The organism is Haloarcula terrestris (genome assembly GCF_031624315.1).
Classification (GTDB): Archaea; Halobacteriota; Halobacteria; order Halobacteriales; family Haloarculaceae; genus Haloarcula; species Haloarcula terrestris.
This window is the reverse complement of the sequence record NZ_JAMQOM010000003.1, coordinates 434,198-451,073: the sequence shown is the minus strand read 5'-3', so window position 1 is coordinate 451,073 and position 16,876 is coordinate 434,198. Positions and strand designations below refer to the sequence as shown.

Annotated in this window: 16 protein-coding genes; 9 read left to right on the top strand and 7 right to left on the bottom strand. The window is 63.6% G+C overall.

Going from position 1 to position 16,876, the window contains the following annotated elements; all coding sequences use genetic code 11:
- The first annotated feature begins 129 nt into the window (after nt 1-129).
- From trmB to NDI54_RS09395, 3 genes are all read left to right on the top strand, one after another.
- Entirely contained in the window at nt 130-1,182 is a 1,053-nt protein-coding gene (trmB, locus tag NDI54_RS09405; protein ID WP_310896190.1) for an HTH-type sugar sensing transcriptional regulator TrmB, read from the top strand.
- 346 nt (nt 1,183-1,528) lie between these two features.
- A complete protein-coding gene (locus NDI54_RS09400; protein ID WP_310896189.1) occupies nt 1,529-2,302 on the top strand; it encodes a helix-turn-helix transcriptional regulator in 774 nt (257 codons plus the stop codon).
- 49 nt (nt 2,303-2,351) lie between these two features.
- On the top strand, nt 2,352-3,065 hold the full coding sequence (locus tag NDI54_RS09395; protein WP_310896188.1) for a dolichyl-phosphate hexose transferase: 714 nt from the start codon (nt 2,352-2,354) through the stop codon (nt 3,063-3,065).
- A gap of 29 nt (nt 3,066-3,094) precedes the next feature.
- On the opposite strand, the gene NDI54_RS09390 is transcribed toward NDI54_RS09395, so the two are convergent.
- From NDI54_RS09390 to NDI54_RS09365, 6 genes are read right to left on the bottom strand one after another with little or no spacing between them, the layout of a single operon-like run.
- Entirely contained in the window at nt 3,095-3,679 is a 585-nt protein-coding gene (locus NDI54_RS09390) for a gluconate 2-dehydrogenase subunit 3 family protein (RefSeq protein WP_310896187.1), read from the bottom strand.
- 9 nt (nt 3,680-3,688) lie between these two features.
- Nucleotides 3,689-5,695 (bottom strand): ArnT family glycosyltransferase, encoded by a 2,007-nt coding sequence (locus NDI54_RS09385; RefSeq protein WP_310896186.1) that lies wholly within the window; start codon nt 5,693-5,695, stop codon nt 3,689-3,691.
- Entirely contained in the window at nt 5,692-6,822 is a 1,131-nt protein-coding gene (locus NDI54_RS09380; protein ID WP_310896185.1) for an ABC transporter ATP-binding protein, read from the bottom strand. The genes NDI54_RS09385 and NDI54_RS09380 overlap by 4 nt, the downstream gene beginning before the upstream one ends.
- Nucleotides 6,822-8,444 (bottom strand): ABC transporter permease, encoded by a 1,623-nt coding sequence (locus tag NDI54_RS09375; RefSeq protein WP_310896184.1) that lies wholly within the window; start codon nt 8,442-8,444, stop codon nt 6,822-6,824. Before NDI54_RS09375 ends, NDI54_RS09380 begins: the two co-directional genes overlap by 1 nt.
- A gap of 1 nt (nt 8,445) precedes the next feature.
- Nucleotides 8,446-9,654 (bottom strand): extracellular solute-binding protein, encoded by a 1,209-nt coding sequence (locus NDI54_RS09370; RefSeq protein ID WP_310896183.1) that lies wholly within the window; start codon nt 9,652-9,654, stop codon nt 8,446-8,448.
- 37 nt (nt 9,655-9,691) lie between these two features.
- Entirely contained in the window at nt 9,692-10,855 is a 1,164-nt protein-coding gene (locus NDI54_RS09365; protein ID WP_310896182.1) for an alpha-1 4-glucan-protein synthase, read from the bottom strand.
- 219 nt (nt 10,856-11,074) lie between these two features.
- Between NDI54_RS09365 and NDI54_RS09360 the strand changes: the two genes are divergently transcribed.
- The 3 genes from NDI54_RS09360 to NDI54_RS09350 are packed head-to-tail and all read left to right on the top strand — an operon-like array spanning nt 11,075 to nt 13,716.
- Complete coding sequence (locus tag NDI54_RS09360) at nt 11,075-11,818, top strand: beta-ketoacyl-ACP reductase (protein WP_310896181.1); 744 nt, start codon at nt 11,075-11,077, stop codon at nt 11,816-11,818.
- Nucleotide 11,819: 1 nt separating this feature from the next.
- Nucleotides 11,820-13,403, top strand: coding sequence for an acyl-CoA carboxylase subunit beta (locus NDI54_RS09355; protein ID WP_310896180.1), 1,584 nt, complete (start codon nt 11,820-11,822; stop codon nt 13,401-13,403).
- Between the two features lies 1 nt (nt 13,404).
- Nucleotides 13,405-13,716 carry a hypothetical protein gene (locus NDI54_RS09350; protein ID WP_310896179.1) on the top strand — a complete coding sequence of 104 codons (312 nt, stop codon included), beginning with the start codon at nt 13,405-13,407 and terminating at the stop codon, nt 13,714-13,716.
- Here NDI54_RS09350 and NDI54_RS09345 read toward each other — a convergent pair.
- A complete protein-coding gene (locus tag NDI54_RS09345; protein ID WP_310896178.1) occupies nt 13,713-13,898 on the bottom strand; it encodes a DUF7836 family putative zinc-binding protein in 186 nt (61 codons plus the stop codon). The genes NDI54_RS09350 and NDI54_RS09345 overlap by 4 nt on opposite strands.
- Nucleotides 13,899-14,308: 410 nt before the next feature.
- Between NDI54_RS09345 and NDI54_RS09340 the strand changes: the two genes are divergently transcribed.
- The 3 genes from NDI54_RS09340 (at nt 14,309) to NDI54_RS09330 (ending at nt 16,729) form a co-directional block, all read left to right on the top strand.
- Nucleotides 14,309-15,136: a DUF7551 domain-containing protein gene (locus tag NDI54_RS09340; protein ID WP_310896177.1), complete on the top strand. Its 828-nt coding sequence runs from the start codon at nt 14,309-14,311 to the stop codon at nt 15,134-15,136.
- A gap of 64 nt (nt 15,137-15,200) precedes the next feature.
- A complete protein-coding gene (locus NDI54_RS09335) occupies nt 15,201-16,352 on the top strand; it encodes a thiolase family protein (protein WP_310896176.1) in 1,152 nt (383 codons plus the stop codon).
- Entirely contained in the window at nt 16,349-16,729 is a 381-nt protein-coding gene (locus tag NDI54_RS09330; protein ID WP_310896175.1) for a Zn-ribbon domain-containing OB-fold protein, read from the top strand. Before NDI54_RS09335 ends, NDI54_RS09330 begins: the two co-directional genes overlap by 4 nt.
- Nucleotides 16,730-16,876: the final 147 nt, after the last annotated feature.

Below are 16,876 nucleotides of genomic sequence, written 5' to 3'. Positions count from 1 at the left end.
TCAGTGACCTTCGCTGGCAAGGCTTTCGCTCATGAGATATAGTCACATGACTAGCATGTCGAAGCTCCTGATACTGTCTCATGAATAGAGTGCCGAAGTTCTTAGTACCCGACTCGCAAACCCCCCCATATGTCCAGTGACGACTTGGAAGCATCGCTCGAACAGGTGATTGCACGGTTCAATCTCGGCGAGTACGAGATTGCTGCCTACCTGGCCGTGCTCCAACACGGCGAGTTGACAGCGTCGGAGATATCAGAGAACACGGATATTCCGCAGCCGCGAGTGTATGATACGGTTCGGAGCCTCAGCGATGTCGGGCTTGTGGAACTCAAGGAGTCCCGCCCGATGAAAGTTCTGGCAATCGACCCCCGGGAAGCCTTCGAGGGGATTCAGGACTCGCTTGACGACCTCGTGGAAGATCTTTCCTCACGCTATACGGCCCCCGCACGGGAACCCGAAGCCGTCTCGCTCGTCAAATCCAGGCCGACGATACTCAGGTACCTCGAAGACATCATCGAGACGGCCGAGTACGAACTGACGCTGTCACTGACGCCCGCGCTGTTAGAGCGGTTCGAGGACAGGCTCGCAAAGCGGAAGGGGTCAGGGATCGCTATCGAGATCCTCATTTCACCGGGCGTGGAGGCACCCGACCCCTCCCGGTTCGATTACCAGTCCATCGCGACGACGGTGAAGGCCCGTCGTGGGATCACGACGCCGGTCGTCGCCGTCGCGGACGGGAACTACTCGATGTATGCGACCCGCGAGAGTGTCCGCGGCGACACGGATCGGTACGGCGTCATCTTCAACCGCTCGGAACTGGGGTTCCTGGTGTCCGGGTTCCTCAATACGGTGCTGTGGACGACCGCGGAAACCATCGCGAGTGACGGGGAGGGGTTGCCGTTCCCGCGCCGCTACGGGACCATCAGGCGGTGTATCTCCGACCTGACGACGCTGGACGGGGAGTTCTACGCGACCATCGAGGGCCGGGACGTAGAGACTGGCGACCACCGGGTCGTCGAAGGGAAAGTGGATCAGGCCTCGTTCAGTTCGAACCGCGAGGTCGCGACGATGGTCGTCGAGACAGCCGAGGGGCCGGTCGAGGTCGGTGGCCAAGTGGCTGCCTTCGAGGACATCGAGGCCTACGAGATCCGTGTCGGAACGGACGAACCGCCGGCGAACTAATCGAACACGTCGGGACGAGGCGACAGCGGAGACAATGAGTACCGTGGGCGGGCAACCCACGGTAATTGCATGACCCTTCGGGCCGGCGATTTATGTCAGAGGCACGATATCGCCGGGACCCGAGTGCTGCAGTTCCACATGACCAACGTACTCTATCGCGTTCAGCGGGGACGTGGTCATATCGTGGACAGCAATGATGAGTCCGTCGTGCGTGATAAAAAAGATGGGCACATTGCGTGCAATAATATCCGTTCTGCGGAGGAATGATTCAGCTACCGCAGAGTATTCCAATACAAATGGAAACTGATATGTGTGTGAAATCGGAGCTATATCGTATGGGGACACCATGGGTGTAGAGCGTATCCAATACGTTCGAACGTCGTCCGTTCGGACAGATCTCATCACCGCGCTGTGTCCCGAGGATAAGCCCACCGACGAGCTGTTATCGGTACTCGACGCGAGTGAGTCAGCGATCTACGACGCCCTCTCGAACCTCAAGGGGCGCGGCCTGGTTACCTCGATGGACGACGGCTGGCGGCTCACTGGTACCGGCCGTCTCGTCGCGGATACGATTCACCGTCAGGAACTCCTCGAAGATCTCTTGGCCGCCGATGCCGAGTACTGGGAGCTCCACGACACGTCGGTCCTGCCACAGCCGTTCCGGCTCCGACTTCCGGAAATTGACGCCTACACGGTCGTCAGAAGCACACAGACCGATATCAACCGTCCCGTCCGGGAAGTCGTCACCCGCGTCGAGAGCGTCCAGCATTGTGACGTAGTCTCGCCCGTGTATCACCCCGAGTACGAGGCGGCGATGCCTGACACCCCCGACTCACGGCTGCTGTTGAGCCACACCGTGATCGATGAAATGCAAAACGCGGAGTCCGTGTCGGTGGACGTTGACCGATATACAGAAACGGAAATCCGCGTCACGGCAGTCCCGTACGCGCTTGCCGTCGCCGAAGACTGGATGATTCTGACACTCCCGGAGATCGATGGCGACTGGCCGTCGGCGAAGATCGTCTCCGAAACGGATGCCGCGATTTCGTGGGCCACTGATCTGTTCGCGTGCCTCTGGACGGACGCGACCCCGATGGAGACGTATCTCGACGACCACTGATTTTGGCAAACCTAAACATTCAAGAACCGTGGGTACTGACGCATGTGCAATGGCTATTCAGGGCTCACGCGCCGATGAAACGACCGCCTTCACGTTCGACGATCTCGCGGTCGTCATGGGGACGTACAACGAAGAAGAAGCGATCGGCACCGTTCTCGACGACATCGAGACGGTGACCGACGGGCGCGCCGAAGTCGTCTGTGTCGACGGGTCCAGCGACCGAACGCCCGAAATCGCCCGCGAACACGGGGCGACGGTCATCGAACAGGAACCGCAGGGATACGGCGTCGCAGTCCGCGAAGCTGTGCTGACACCCGACCGACCGGTCGTCGTCACGACGGACTGTGATGACACGTATCCGATGGAGCGCCTGCCCGACTTCCTCGACGAGATCAACGACGGGGCCGATGTCGTCAGCGGCGACCGGCTGTACTACGGAGCCGAGCAGATGCCGGCGATGAACAAACTGGGCAACGAACTGTTCGCCCTGCTGGCGAGCGCGCTCATGGGCAAGCGCGTCCACGACACGACAACGGGGATGCGCGCATACCGCCGTGAGGTCCTCCAGAAGATCAGGTGGACCGAGAACACCGGGCTCTCGGCCGAACTGCTCATGCGCCCACTGATGCGCGGCTACGACGTTCGGGAGCGCCCTATCGAGTACGACGAGCGGAAGGGCGAGACGAAACTCGACCCGTTCTCGGGCGGGGCCGCCATCGCCAAGTCCATCGTTCGCGTCGCGCTCGAAGAACGGTTCCGGTAGGCTGCTCGCGCACTCGAATGGGAATCGCGTTACCGGTCGCTCGGCGGCTGCTGATAGCTCCTGGTCCCGCCGGGGTGGCCCTGCGGGTTCTCGATGCCGACGAGTTCGCCACCGGTCGGTGAACTGTACAGCGCGAACAGGAGGTCGTTGACGAGGTAGTAGCGGACGCGGTGTCTGGGGTCGCCGTGTGGGTCCGGATCGGATGTATGGACGCCCATCCCCTGCAGCGTCTCTTCCTGCGTCTCAGCATCGACAGCCACGAAGTTGGTGTCTTCCCACTCTCGGGTGTACGTATCCAGATCCGCGACGGCAGCCGCCATGTCGATGGCCCGTTCGGGGTCTGCATCGGTGCGCCCGGCCAGGTAGCTGTCGACGAACTCCCGCACGCCCGTCACCTCGCTCGGATAGACGATGTCAGCGACGGCGCGGTACGTCTCGCGCTCGTGGTTGCCGAAGGTCGGTTCGGTGGCGTCACCGGCGTCTGTGGCTGACTCTGGAGCGCGCTCGTCCTCGGAGCGGTCCCAGGTGAGCGCGGCCGCGCCGCCGGCGACGGTGACGCCCGCTGCACCGAGTGCTTTCAGCGCGTCGCGTCTGGTGAGTTTGTACTCAGTCATCGGTGAATATTACGTATCTTCGACTGTGGTTGTCGCGTTCATGCCGATTCCATCGCGGTGCGTGCCCGGGACGTACGCCGCCTCGCCGCCACAGCGGCGCTGGTCCCGACAGACTTCGAGTCGGGGTGTCAGTGCCCGGACGCCCTCGTCGGTCTGATCGACCGGCAGTTCGGCCCGGTATTCGAACCCTGCGCCGGTGCCGTAGTCGACGAACATAATCAGCGCGACCGTTCCGTCCGCCGGCGTCGGGACGCTGACCTGGTCCTCGACGCCGTCGCCGGTGAGCCGCGTCCGGTCCTGGTCGGTCGAGAGCTGCAAGTCCAGCGTGTCGGTTCCGGTAACAGTCGCGTAGTCGTTCTCGCCCTCGCTCGTGAGCCGGATCGAGACCAGCGCGGCCTGTTCGGGGACCGATGCGGACACGTCGGTCCGGACGGTCTCGCCTTCCGCGACTGACACCGGCTGGAGCCGCGGCTCGACGGGCAGCCCCAGATACGGGACCCACTCGCCGCGGAACACGTAGCGGTAGTAGGTCCGGTCGGGGTAGGCGTCGAGTACCTCGAACTGGCGGTGTTGCATCGCGTACACGGTGTCGCCGTCGAAGCCGGGATCGTTGCGGACCGACTGGAACGGATGGTTGAGCCAGTCGCCGTAGGGCGTCGGGAGCAAGACGAGGCTGTTGTCGAGGTCCCGCTCCTCGAAGGGCTCGTAGGCCTGTGCTAACTGCTGGGTGACCTCGTAGTTGTCCGAGACCGGCTCGGCCGCCGTCGTGACGGCCGCGCCGCCGCCCAGCGCCGCGCCACAGAGCGCTACCGCGAGCAGGGCCGGCCGGACCCGGTCAGCGCTGACCCGCTCGGCGATTAGCTGGTGGGTCTGTCGAGCGACCGCGACCACGCCGACGGCACCGAAGGCAGTCAGCGGAACGAGCATGTCGACGTGATAGAACGGCCCCAGGAAGGAGACGAGGCCGTCTGTGGGGTCCGAGAGGTCCCCGAGCATGTTCACGGTGCCCCAGAAGTAGCCGTTCCCGAGCGGGACCGTCAGGAGAACACCGGCAAGGGCCGCCTGTCGGCCGTCGATTCCGCGGCGCGCGACGGCCCCGAGTCCGACGGCCGCGGCGAGCGTCCCCAGCGGGCCGGCGACAACCCACTGGGTGACGAGCTTCCAGAGGAGTTCGGCGTTCGCGTCCAGCGACATCGCCGGCGTGAACTCACGGGAGTAACCCAGAATCTCCCGGTGTCCAAAGCCCGGTCCGTCCTGCGGGGCGAACACCTCATAAGGGAACAGCAGCGCAGAGCCGGTGACGACGTGGTTGTACGCGAGCGTCGCGGCGACGCCGGCGAGTCCGCCGACGGCAGTCAGTGACAGGCGCTTGAACCGCGTCGGATCGCGTGTTCGGAGCGACCACAGCGCGTGGGCGATGAACGGCGTCGCAAACAGCACGGCTGTGTACGGTCGCGCGAAAAACGCGGTTCCGATTGCGAGCCCAGCACAGGCCGCCGTCGTTTGGCTCCCCGTCCGGTCGGCGTGGAGATACGCCGCGGCGAAGCCGAGGTTCCAGAGCGTCGTCGGCACGTACGAGAGAAACACCGAGGCCTCAACGAGGAACAGCGGCGACCCGAGCATGAGGAGGGTCGCCACGACGCCCGTTCGAGCGTCGAACGCCTCGCGGACTGTGTGGTACGTCAGCGCCAACACGCCGGTCGAAATCAGGCCCAGGGCGATGCGATAGCCGCCGAGCAGTTTCCCGACGGCGAACATCGCCGCCGGAACCGGCGCGTATTTCGGGTACAGCCGCCCGCCGTCGGCCACGAAAAACCACGGCCGGAACGACTCCTCGACCGGCGGGTAGATGAACAGTTGTCCCTCCAGCAACATCGCGGCCTGCTGGAGATAGACGCCCTCGTCGTGGTTGGTGGTATGATGCGGAAAGACGACGTGGGCGAGCGCGAAAACGGCGAGGCCACCGACCAGCGCCACCAGCCCCGCCTGTACCCCCGGGCGGCGCAATCGGTTCATTCCGTCGGATACCAGGCCAGGTCGTGGTCCGCGACCAGGTCGACCTCGACGGGCTGGCCGGGCTCGAACGTCTCGACGTGGTTGTGCATGCAGTGGACAACGTCGCCGCTGTGGAGTTCGACCCGGTAGACGAACGACGGGCCGTTGTACTGGCGGTGGACGACGTAGCCGTCGGCCTTGGACTCGTTCGTCGGCAGCGCCTGCAGGTCGTCGGGGCGGACCAGTACGTCGACCGTGGCCCCCTTGTACGCCTCCACCGGGCCGTTCAGCAGGTCCACGTCGAACGACCCCAGTCCGGTCTCGATGCGGTCGTTGGTCACCCGGGCCGAGAGGAAACTCGCCTGTCCGAGGAAGCTGGCCACGAAGCGGCTCTCGGGGTTCTCGAACACTTCAGCCGGGTCTCCGACCTGTGCGATGGTCCCGTCGTTCATGATGGCGACGCGGTCGCTTATCGACAGCGCCTCCTCCTGGTCGTGGGTCACCGAGATGGCGGTGACGCCGGCCCGCTTGAGGATCTTGCGGACCTCCTCGCGCATCTCGACGCGCAGGCGCACGTCCAGGTTCGAGAACGGTTCGTCGAGCAGGAGGACATCCGGTTCCGGGGCCAGCGAGCGCGCGAGCGCGACGCGCTGCTGTTGCCCGCCCGAGAGCTGACTCGGCATCTTGTCGTGATGGGATGCAAGATCGACCAGGTCGAGCAGTTCATCGACCCGCTCCGTGACCGCCTGGTCGTCCATCTCACTCAGGCCGAAGGCGATGTTTTCGGCGACAGTGAGATGCGGAAACAGGGCGTAGTCCTGAAACACGATGCCGATGTTTCGCTCCTCGGGCTTTCGGAACGAGGAGCCGTCGGCGATGACTTCGTCGGCGATAGAGATCCGCCCGTCAGAGGGGCGTTCCAGCCCGGCGATCATCCGGAGTGTGGTCGTCTTCCCACAGCCCGACGGCCCGAGCAGTGTCAGCAGTTCGCCGTCTTTGACATCGAGCGAGAGGTTTTCGACGGCGACCTCGTGACCGTAGTCCTTGGATACATCGTCCAGCCGAAGGACGGTCCGGTTCGGGTTCGCTACCGCTGCGTCCACGTCGTCGAAGTCCGCTGTTTGCTGTGTGCGTGTTTGTCGAGACATTAGCTTGTGTCCTCCCGTCGAAGAATGACCAGCATGGAGAGTCCGGAAAGGGCAACGAGCACGAGGGCCGGAACCGCTGCCTGTCCGTAGTAGCCGGCACCCTGGACGAGCCAGATGTACGTGACGAAGGTTTCGAAGCCCGTCGGGCGTAACATCAGCGTTGCCGGCAATTCCTTCATGGTCGTCAGGAACACCAGCGCGGCCCCCGCGGCGATACCCGGCGCGACGAGCGGCAAGACGACTTTCCGAAACGCCGAGAGCGGACGGTAGCCCAGCGATCGCGCGGCCTCGATGTACTTCGGATCGACCTGGAGAATCGAGGACTCAGTCGTCCCGACGGCCTGCGGGAGGAACCGAATCACGTAGGCGAACACCAGCAGGATGACGCTCTGATACAGGAAGGGGACGTACCGGAGTCCCAGGTACACGAGCGCCAGCCCGAGGACGACGCCCGGGACCGCGTAGCCGATGTATGTGGCCCGTTCGGGCAGTGACGAGACACTGGAGGTCCCCCGCGCCGAGAGGTACGCTATCGGGAGCGCCGCCACGACGCAGATGGCGGCCGCGGCGGCGGCCAACCCGACCGAATTCCAGGCGAACGATGCCTGGAACGTGAAGCCGCCACCGCTGTACCCGGTGCCCGAGCGGAGGAGCCACTGGAGCAGGATGCCGACCGGAAGCACCAGACACAGCGACGCGATGGCACCGCAAAACAGCAGCGCTGGCCCCTTCCAGTACCCGAGCCTGATGAGGCCGGGCCGGCGCGAGCCGCTGCTGACGTAGGCCCCGTCGCGGCCGGCGCTGATACGCGATTCGACCGCGAGGATGCCAAGCGCCATCACGAGCAACAGCATCGAGAGCACGGAGGCATAATCCAGCCGCCGAGCCCCGAACTCGTTGTAAATCATCCGCGTGAACACGTCGTACTGCATAATCGCCGGCGTTCCGAAGTCAGAGAGCGTGTACAGCGCCACCAGCAGCGCACCGGCGGCGATACCCGGCGCGATCTGTGGCAACGTAACGCGGCGGAACGCCTCCCAGCGCGTGTGGTTCAGCGTCCTGGCGGCCTCGACGACGGTCCCGTCGAACGACAGCAGCGACGCGCGCGTCGTCAGAAATACATACGGGTACGTAAACAGTGTCAGTACGAGGATTGCGCCGTGGAGGCCGTATATCTCCGGGATCTGTTCGATTCCGAGCGGCGAAAGCAGGTCCGCGAGCTCGCCGCGGGGCCCGAACGCCGAGACGAAGGCGAAGGCCCCGATGTAGCTCGGGACGACAAGCGGCAACGCGGACGTAATCGTCCAGAAGCGTTTGAACGGCAGGTCGGTCTGAACGGTGAGTATTGCCAGCGGGACGCCGATGAGAATCGACGCAGCGGTGACGCCAGTCACTAGCGCCAGCGTGTTCAGCGTCACCGAGACGGTCGTCTCGCTCGTCAGCAGTTCGACCGCACGCACGAACTCGATTTCGCTGGCCCGGAGGAACAGCCACACCAGCGGCGACAGCAACAGCAGCGAAATGGACAACGAGACCACTGCGAGCAGCGTGTGGGGAGACGAGTCTCGTTCCGAGGTCGTCGCCTGCTCTCGAAGCCGCTCGTAGCGGTCTTTCGTGCCCATGTTAGAGGACGCCAGCGTCCCGAAGCAAGTCGACGGTTCCAGCCACGTCGGCCAGCTCGGTCAGGTTGATGTCCGGCGGGTTCAGGTCGTCGATTCGCGGCAGGTCCCCGACCGGTGCAACGCCCGGAATCATCGGATACGCGAAGGTCCGGGTGGCGAAGAACTCTTGAGCCTCCGCCGAGAGGACGTGCCGGACGAAGTTCGACGCCAGGTCCGCGTTGTCGGTTCCGTTGATGATTTCGAGCCCGGAAACGTTGACCAGCGCCCCGGCGTCACCCTCGGTGAACGCGAGGCCGATAGGCGCGTTCTCGCGGGCGGACTGGACCCGGAGCGTGTAGTAGTGGTTGGCGAAGCCGGCGGTCAGTTCCCCGTCGGCACAGGCGTTCGAAACGCGGAACTCGTCGGGGTAGGTTTCGATGCCGTGGTCCTGCATCGCTTGGAGCCACGCCCGCGTCTCGTCGTCGCCGCGGATGAGCCGCATCGCGGTGACGAACGACTGGAACGCGCCGTAGCTCGGTGCCCAGCCCATGCTGTTTTCGAGCGCGGCCGTCTCGGGGAACTCCTGAACCGTCGACGGGATGTCGGATTCGGATATCTGGTTCGTGTTATACGGAATCGCCCGGGCGCGACCGGCGATGCCGACCCAGCGGCCCTCGCTGTCCTGGTAGGCTTCGGGGACCGTCGAGAGGGCCTCCTCGGGGAGGCTCGCGGTCGCACCGGCGTTCGCAACGGCGCCGAGCGAGCCGGCGTCGATTGACATGAACACGTCGGCGGGACTCGCGCCGGCCTCGTTCTCTTCGATAATCGTGTTTGCGAGGTCACTGGAGGCTTCGAGACGGTGGTTCGCCGTGAAATCAGGGTACAGCTGTTCGAACAGGTTGATCAGGTCGAGATACAGTCCGCCCTCGCCACCACCGAGATACAGCGTCAGTTCGCCGCTGAGGTCCGGCAACTCCTCGATGGACGTGCCGCCGGGGGCGTCTCGCTGTGCTACCAGCGGGCCGGAGCCACGGAAATCAGCAAGGGATATCTGGCCGGTTCCGCTATCAGTACCGGTACCACCATCGCTGCCCCCGTCACCGCCGCCGCCGCCACTGAGAAGGCCGGAACAGCCGGCGATAGCTGTTGCCGCAGTAGTGCCGCTAAGGGCAAGGAATCGTCGGCGTGACTGCGTCACGGTACGTCCCGTCGTATCGGTAGAATCACTCATTATTTGATTTAGGGTTGCCTAAACAACTTAGGCCTTTCTAGTCGTCCGCGGCTGCGGGGACCTGTTCCGTCGCGGCGTTCTCCAGTTCGTCGAGACACGCGAGCCAGTCGAGCATGAACTCCCCGCAGTAGTTAACGAAGGCACCGTTTTCCCAGTCGCTGAAATCGCCCTCGCTCATGGCCGTCGCGATGTCCTCGAACACACCAGCGTAGGAGTCGGCGTCCGCGCCGGCCTCGTCGACGATTTCCCAGACGTGTTCGTTGAGTTCGAGCCCGTGGACCTCGTTGGTCAGGTCCGAGAACGTCGAGCGGGGAGCTTTGTTGTGCTCACACAGCGGGTCGCCGTTGTAGATCTGCTTGCCCAGCACGTCGCAGGCGCGCTTGAGGAACACGCCCGACCAGATGTCGTCGAAGCGGCCCACGTCCCACTCGTTTTCGTCCATCGGGAGCTGGTAGAACGCCGGGATGACCTCGCGGCGGAAGGCGAGGTTCATCGAGCAGACGGTGAGATACTGGCCCTCGGCGGCGACGAAGTCCTCGCCGAAGTCCTCGGCGCTAGTCCGGGTCTGGGCCTGCCCCTGCAGGTCGCCGTCCATCAGGATGCGAACGGCGTCGAGGTCGGGAACGTTCGTCCAGAGGCCCTGGGAGGCGACCACGTCGTCGACCTGCGTCGCCGCTGTCGACACCGTCTCGTCCATCGCGGCGTAGGGGTAGCCACGCGGGTACAGCCCGTGTTCATCCTCGTTCTGGTAGAGCACGTTGACCCACTGCTCGTCGGAGCTGACGGTCTCGATCTCGCCCTCGAAGGCCAGGTTCTCCATGTGGGTGCCAAAGAAGTCCGCGTCCTCGTGTGGCAGCGTGTCGTCGTCGATGAACACGCCGTATTCGTAGTCGTTGGCCCACATGTAGAGGAGGCCAAACGACGTTTGGGCGTGGCTTGCTTCGGGAATAAGATGAGCGTACTCGCTCGCGCCGTGGTCGGCAAACCACGTCTCGCGGGCGGTTCCGTCGTAGACGGCACCCTCGACACCCTCTTCGTCGAGCATCTGTTCCATCGCGTCGGTGTCACAGAAATCCTCGGTGATGAGTACGACGAACAATCGGTCCAGATCGAACCCGTGATCCCGGGCGTTCTGGAAGTACGACCGCATACATTCGTGGTTTCTGATCGTCGGCACCATCACGCAGATGTCGGCTGTCATGTACTGGCCGTATCTCTTTAGGCCATCCTAAAAGAGTTGGCGTTCTCCGCTTTTGCTGCCCTCGTGGAAGTGTTTTCTAGCCATAATGATGCTGATATTCTACTGTCATTATATTCGACGGTCGTCGTTTAATGTTGTATAGGGGGAACTATTATCTGGCTGTGCTTTGCCAGATTAGGTGATGAGCGTACGAAGCAACAGGGCTCCCCTCGAACACAAATGAACCTGGACAATCAAACCTGTGTCGTCACCGGGTCATCGCGCGGTATCGGCCGCGGAATCGCCAAAGACCTAGGCGCACACGGGGCCAACGTCGTGGTGAACTATCGGTCCTCGGACGCGGAAGCCCGTGCCGTTGTCGAGGATATCCGCGAGAACGGTGGCAACGCTATCGCGGCCCAGGCCGACGTGGCGAAACTCGACGAAGTGCAGGCGATGCGTGAGACGGTCGCCGACGAGTTCGGTCCCGCGGACGTACTCGTCAACAACGCCGGTATCACCATCGACAAGAAGTTCGAGAACATGACTCGCGAAGACTGGGACACGGTTATGAATGTCAATCTCGGTGGCGTGTTCAACGGCACAAAGGCTTTCTACGATGACATTCGGGACGCTGAACACGGTCGTCTGATAAATATCTCTAGCGTTGTCGGCCAGCAAGGCAACATCGGGCAGGCCAACTACGCGACGACGAAGTCCGGACTGTTCGGCTTTACGCGGACGCTTGCCCTCGAACTAGCGCATACGGGTTCGACCGCGAACTGTGTCGCGCCGGGATTCGTCAAGACCGATATGTTAGATGAGGTGCCCGAACGCGTGCAGGAGAAGATCCTGCGAGAGATCCCACTCGATCGGTTCGCACGCGTCGAAGACATCGCCGGAATCGTTAGATTCGTCGCAAGCGAGGAGTCGAGTTACATGACCGGACAGGTACTCGGCGTCAACGGCGGCATGGAGTGGTAACATGAGTCAACAGGAAGAACCAGACGACGAGAGCGAAACGCCCGACGACGCGGTCGAAGAGCTCAGACGGAAACGCGCCGAGGCCGAACTTGGCGGTGGCGAGGCCCGTATCGAATCCCAACACGAGAAGGGCAAGATGACCGCCCGCGAGCGCATCGACTTCCTCGTCGACGACGGGACGTTCAACGAGGTCGATCCGTTCGTCGAGCACCGGTCCACGAACTTCGGCATGGAGGAAAAGCGCTTCGCCGGCGATGCGGTCGTCACCGGCTACGGCGAGGTCGACGGGCGGAAGGTGTTCCTGTTCGCCCACGATTTTACCGTGCTCGGCGGCTCGGTCGGCGAGGTCGTGGCCGACAAGATCTGTAAGGTGATGGACAAGGCCATCGAGAACGGTGTCCCCGTCATCGGGCTCAACGACTCCGGCGGCGCACGCATCCAGGAGGGCGTCGACTCGCTGGTCGGTTTCGCCAAGATCTTCGAGCGCAACACCAAAGCGAGCGGCCTCATCCCGCAGATTTCGGCCATCATGGGGCCGTGCGCCGGCGGGGCAACCTACAGCCCGGCGCTGACTGATTTCACCTTCATGGTCCAGGACACCAGCCACATGTTCATCACCGGGCCGGACGTGATCGAAACGGTGACCGGTGAACAGGTGTCCAAGGAGGAACTCGGCGGTGCGGGCTCCCATTCGACGAAATCCGGTGTCGCCCACTTCTCGTATCCCTCGGAGGAGGAGGCCCTGGAGAACATCCGCCGTCTCCTGTCGTACCTGCCGGCGAACAACATGGAGGACCCGCCCCGTGTCAAGCCGTGGGACGACCCCGACCGCGAGATTCCCGAAGTGACCGACATCGTCCCGTCAGCGCCGCGCAAGCCCTACGACATGACGAAGGTCATCGACTCCATCGTCGACGAAGAATCCTTCTTCGAGGTCCATGGCAACTGGGCGCGCAACGTCGTCATCGGCTTCTCGCGGCTGGACGGCCAGTCGGTCGGCGTCGTCGCCAACCAGCCCCGCGTGAGCGCGGGAACGTTAGATATCGACGCAGCAGAAAAGGCCGCTCGGTTCGTCCGCTTCTGTGACTCGTTTAACATCCCCATCCTCACGCTCGTCGACGTGCCCGGATTCATGCCCGGCACGGACCAGGAACACAACGGCATCATCCGCCGGGGCGCGAAGTTAATCTACGCCTACGCCGAGGCGACGGTGCCGCTGCTGTCGGTCGTCGTGCGGAAGGCCTACGGCGGCGCGTACATCGTCATGTCCTCGAAGTTCCTGGGCAGCGACGTGAACTACGCCTGGCCCGGATCGGAGATGGCAGTGCTGGGTCCCCGGGGCGCGGTCAACATCCTGTACCGGAACGAGATCGCGGACGCCGACGACCCGGATGCCAAACGGCAGGAACTGATGGACGAGTTCCGCGACGAGTTCGCCAACCCGTACGGGCCGGCGAAGCGTGGCTACCTCGACGATGTCATCGAACCGAAGGACACGCGGAAGCGACTCATTCAGGACCTCGATCTCCTGGGGCGCAAGCGCGAGGACACCCCGCCGAAGGATCACGGTAACATCCCACTGTAAGATGGCGGCGCGTGACTCATCACAGCCGAACGTGGAGGCAGCGCCCACCGCAGACGGCACGGCAACCGATGACTTGTCGCTATCGATACCTGCCGACGCATCCCAGGCGGAGGCAGCGGCTATCTCTGCCGCTGTCAGCGCGTACGTGACTGACCGGCAGCGGGCCGCTGTGGCAGCACACCAACGTGACTCGGTGGAATACGCCGACGAGTGGACGCTGGCCGGCCGGCTGGCAAGCGTGGGCAAGCGCCGCCAGCCGACGAAGGTCGAACGAGGCGAGGAATGGAAGGCGGCGGCGCGAGCGCCGTATTAGGATTCAGTAAACGCCTGCAGTACTTCGAGGTCACGGGCGGTCCGCATGAACTCCGACAGCGACCGTTCTGCCCCGCAGCCGTCACAGTCAAACGCCGTGTCCGGGGCCGGGAGGTCGGACACGCGTTCTTCCCACGTCACTGAACATGCCGGACACTGTAACTGGAGCCAGGCCTCCTGCATATTTGTGCGTGGCTAGCACACACAAATATATCTTGTGTGGATTTTCAGTTTCAGGGCCACCGTTTGTCGATGCCAGTTGGTTTTGGCGTGCCTAAATATGGGAAGGTTTAAATGCTTTAGGCAAGCCTAAAACAGTATGAACCGACGAGGTTCGACCGCCAGCGCGTCGCCGACATCGTCGCCGGAAACCTGTAAGGCCGAGCCATGAACCGAGGACCCCGACTCACATGCGAACATCCGAGGTGCCTGCAAGGAGGGATGCGTACGGTCGGGGTCGGGGCGTTCTGTACCTGTACCGACGGTGCTGGTATCGGGCAAAGAGCGACCACCGCTGTCGACGCCTGTCGGTCCCCGACCGAACGCGGCACTGACACTGTCCCACGTTTCGAACCGAACCCGACTCAGTCACAATGGTAGGACGAACACTCGCAGACATCCGCGACAGGCTCTCGGACCTCAGCGTCGCTGTCGGTCCGTATCGCGTCGTGAGCGCCAGAACGGGGACGCCGCCGTTCCCGGTGTCGGGCATGCAGTTCCCGGACCGCGAGACGGCCGCCGAAGCGGCCAGCGTCGCGACCGCCTACCGAAGCGCTCTCCGACGATATGACCCGCGGGTCACCGTCCACGGCCTCATCGTTTGTGAGGCCCCGTGGGGAACCGACGCCGTCAGGACCGCCCCGCCGTCGCTCCCGGAGTACTGCCATACGGTCGCCGGAGCGCTGTTTGAGGTGCTGTCGGGCCGCCACCGCTCCGTCGAGCAGGCGGTCATCGACAGCTATCTCAACGCGGCCGAGGAGACCGAGAACCGCGAGCGACTCTGTCTGGCGATGCTCGAAAGCATGGCCGAGGCCGTGGCGGACCGCCTCGACCCGGCGGTGCAGGCGGACACATTGCGTGAAGCCGCCGGCCAGTTACCGAGAAAGCAAAGCGGACCTGCACCGGTACGGGACGCCGTGTCCGACATCGAAGCCGCGGGCCTGGTCGATACAGCGACTATCGAACCCGCGGCCGGTGGCCCGGGCCGCTGTCCGAAATATATCACATTACGGAACTATCGGCCGACGCTGTCGGACCTTCGCTGTCCGGTGTTACCGATTGCTGTCGAACTGCTTCGACGAACGAGTATCACGCCACAGATGGCCAAAGCAGAGCGGACTGCGGACGGCTGGCGGTTGCTCGTCTCGCTGGCTGGTGACCGACCTGCGGAGGGGCTGTCGGTCGTCACAACGACCGCCTGAACATTCATCTGATCCGATAGGTCAGACCGTAATAAATACACGGTACCCCTGTGACGACACGGGTATGGAAGTCGCAGTGATCGGCGCGTCAATGACGAAGTTCGGGCAACGCGACGCCTGGATCCGTGAGTTGCTCTCCCAAGCCGGTGAGGAGTGTCTCACGGATGCCGGCGTCACACCCGATGACGTAGAGCACCTGTACGTCTCGAACATGGCCAGTGGCGAGTTCGAGGGGCAAACGGGAATCATGAACCTGCTGGCCCACGATCTGGGCGTGCTCCCGGCCTACAGCGAACGGGTCGATCAGACCTCCTCCTCGGGTGGGGCCGGCATCTACGAAGCCTGGCAGTCCGTCGCCAGCGGGGCCAGCGACATGACGCTGTTGGTGGGTGGGGAGAAAATGACCCACAAGACAACGGGGCAGGCCACCGACATCATCGCCTCGATCACTCATCCGGACGAATACAAACACGGCGTGACGCTCCCGTCCTTCGCCGGGATGACCGCCCGGCACTACCTGGAGCGGTTCGATGCCCCCCGAGAATCACTGGCCCGCGTGGCGGTCAAGAACCACAAGAACGGTGTGGACAACCCGAAGGCGCAGTTCCAGAAGGAGATCACGATGGAGAAAGCGCTGGAGTCACCCATCATCGCGGACCCGCTGCGGCTGTACGATTTCTGTCCGATCACGGACGGCAGCGCCGCGCTCATGTTCACGACCGAAGAGCGGGCCAAAGAGATCACCGACGAGTACGCACTCGTCAGCGGCATCGGCGGCGCGACGGACACCCACGTCGTCCACGAGCGCGACGACCCGACGATCATGGGCGGGGTCGTCGAGTCGAGCAAGCAGGCCTACGAGATGGCGGGCCTCGGTCCCGATGACCTCGACGTGGCGGAACTACACGACATGTTCACGATTCTTGAGTTCCTCCAGCTGGAGGGCATCGGCGTCGCAGACCAGGGCACAGCCTGGGAGCTTGCCATGGACGGTGCGACCGCAAAGGACGGCGACCTGCCGATCAACACCTCCGGCGGGCTCAAGTCCAAGGGCCATCCCCTCGGCGCGAGTGGGGTGGCTCAGGGCGTCGAGATCTACGAACAGCTCGTCGGCGGAGCCGGCCCGCGACAGGTCGAGGCCGACACCGCGCTTGCGTGTAACGTCGGCGGCTTTGGCAACTGTGTCATCACCACCATCATGGAGGCCGCAGAATGACGCTGGAAGCAGGCATGTGCTCGAACGGTCACGTCTCGTACCCCACGCACCCCCGCTGTCCGGAGTGTGGCGAACCACAGCAAGAGACGTTCGATCTCGCGGACCGAACCGCCGAGGTCGTCACCTGGACGCATTCGACAGCGACGCCGCCGGGCGTCCGCGAGCCCAACACGCTGGCAATTGTCGAGTTCGATATCACCGATGTCGCCGACGCGAGCGACGAGTTCGTCCGCGCGCTCGGGCAGGTGACGACGGACGAAGTCGAAACCGGCGACGCGGTCGAACCCGTCTACACCGAGGAACTCCGCGACCCCGACGCGGGAATCAAAGTGCCCGAGAGCCAGGACTGGGACGGCTACCGCTGGAAGCCGGTCTAATCAGCCGTCGTCGCCCTGTCGGGTGATCCGCCTCTGCCGCCGGTGAAATCCTCTCCTGGTCCGCGATATTGTTATGGCCGAGACTGGAGAGACTACCCTCTCGCTCGAAGGACTGCTGTCGAAAAAGGCACGAGGCCCCTGGAGCGG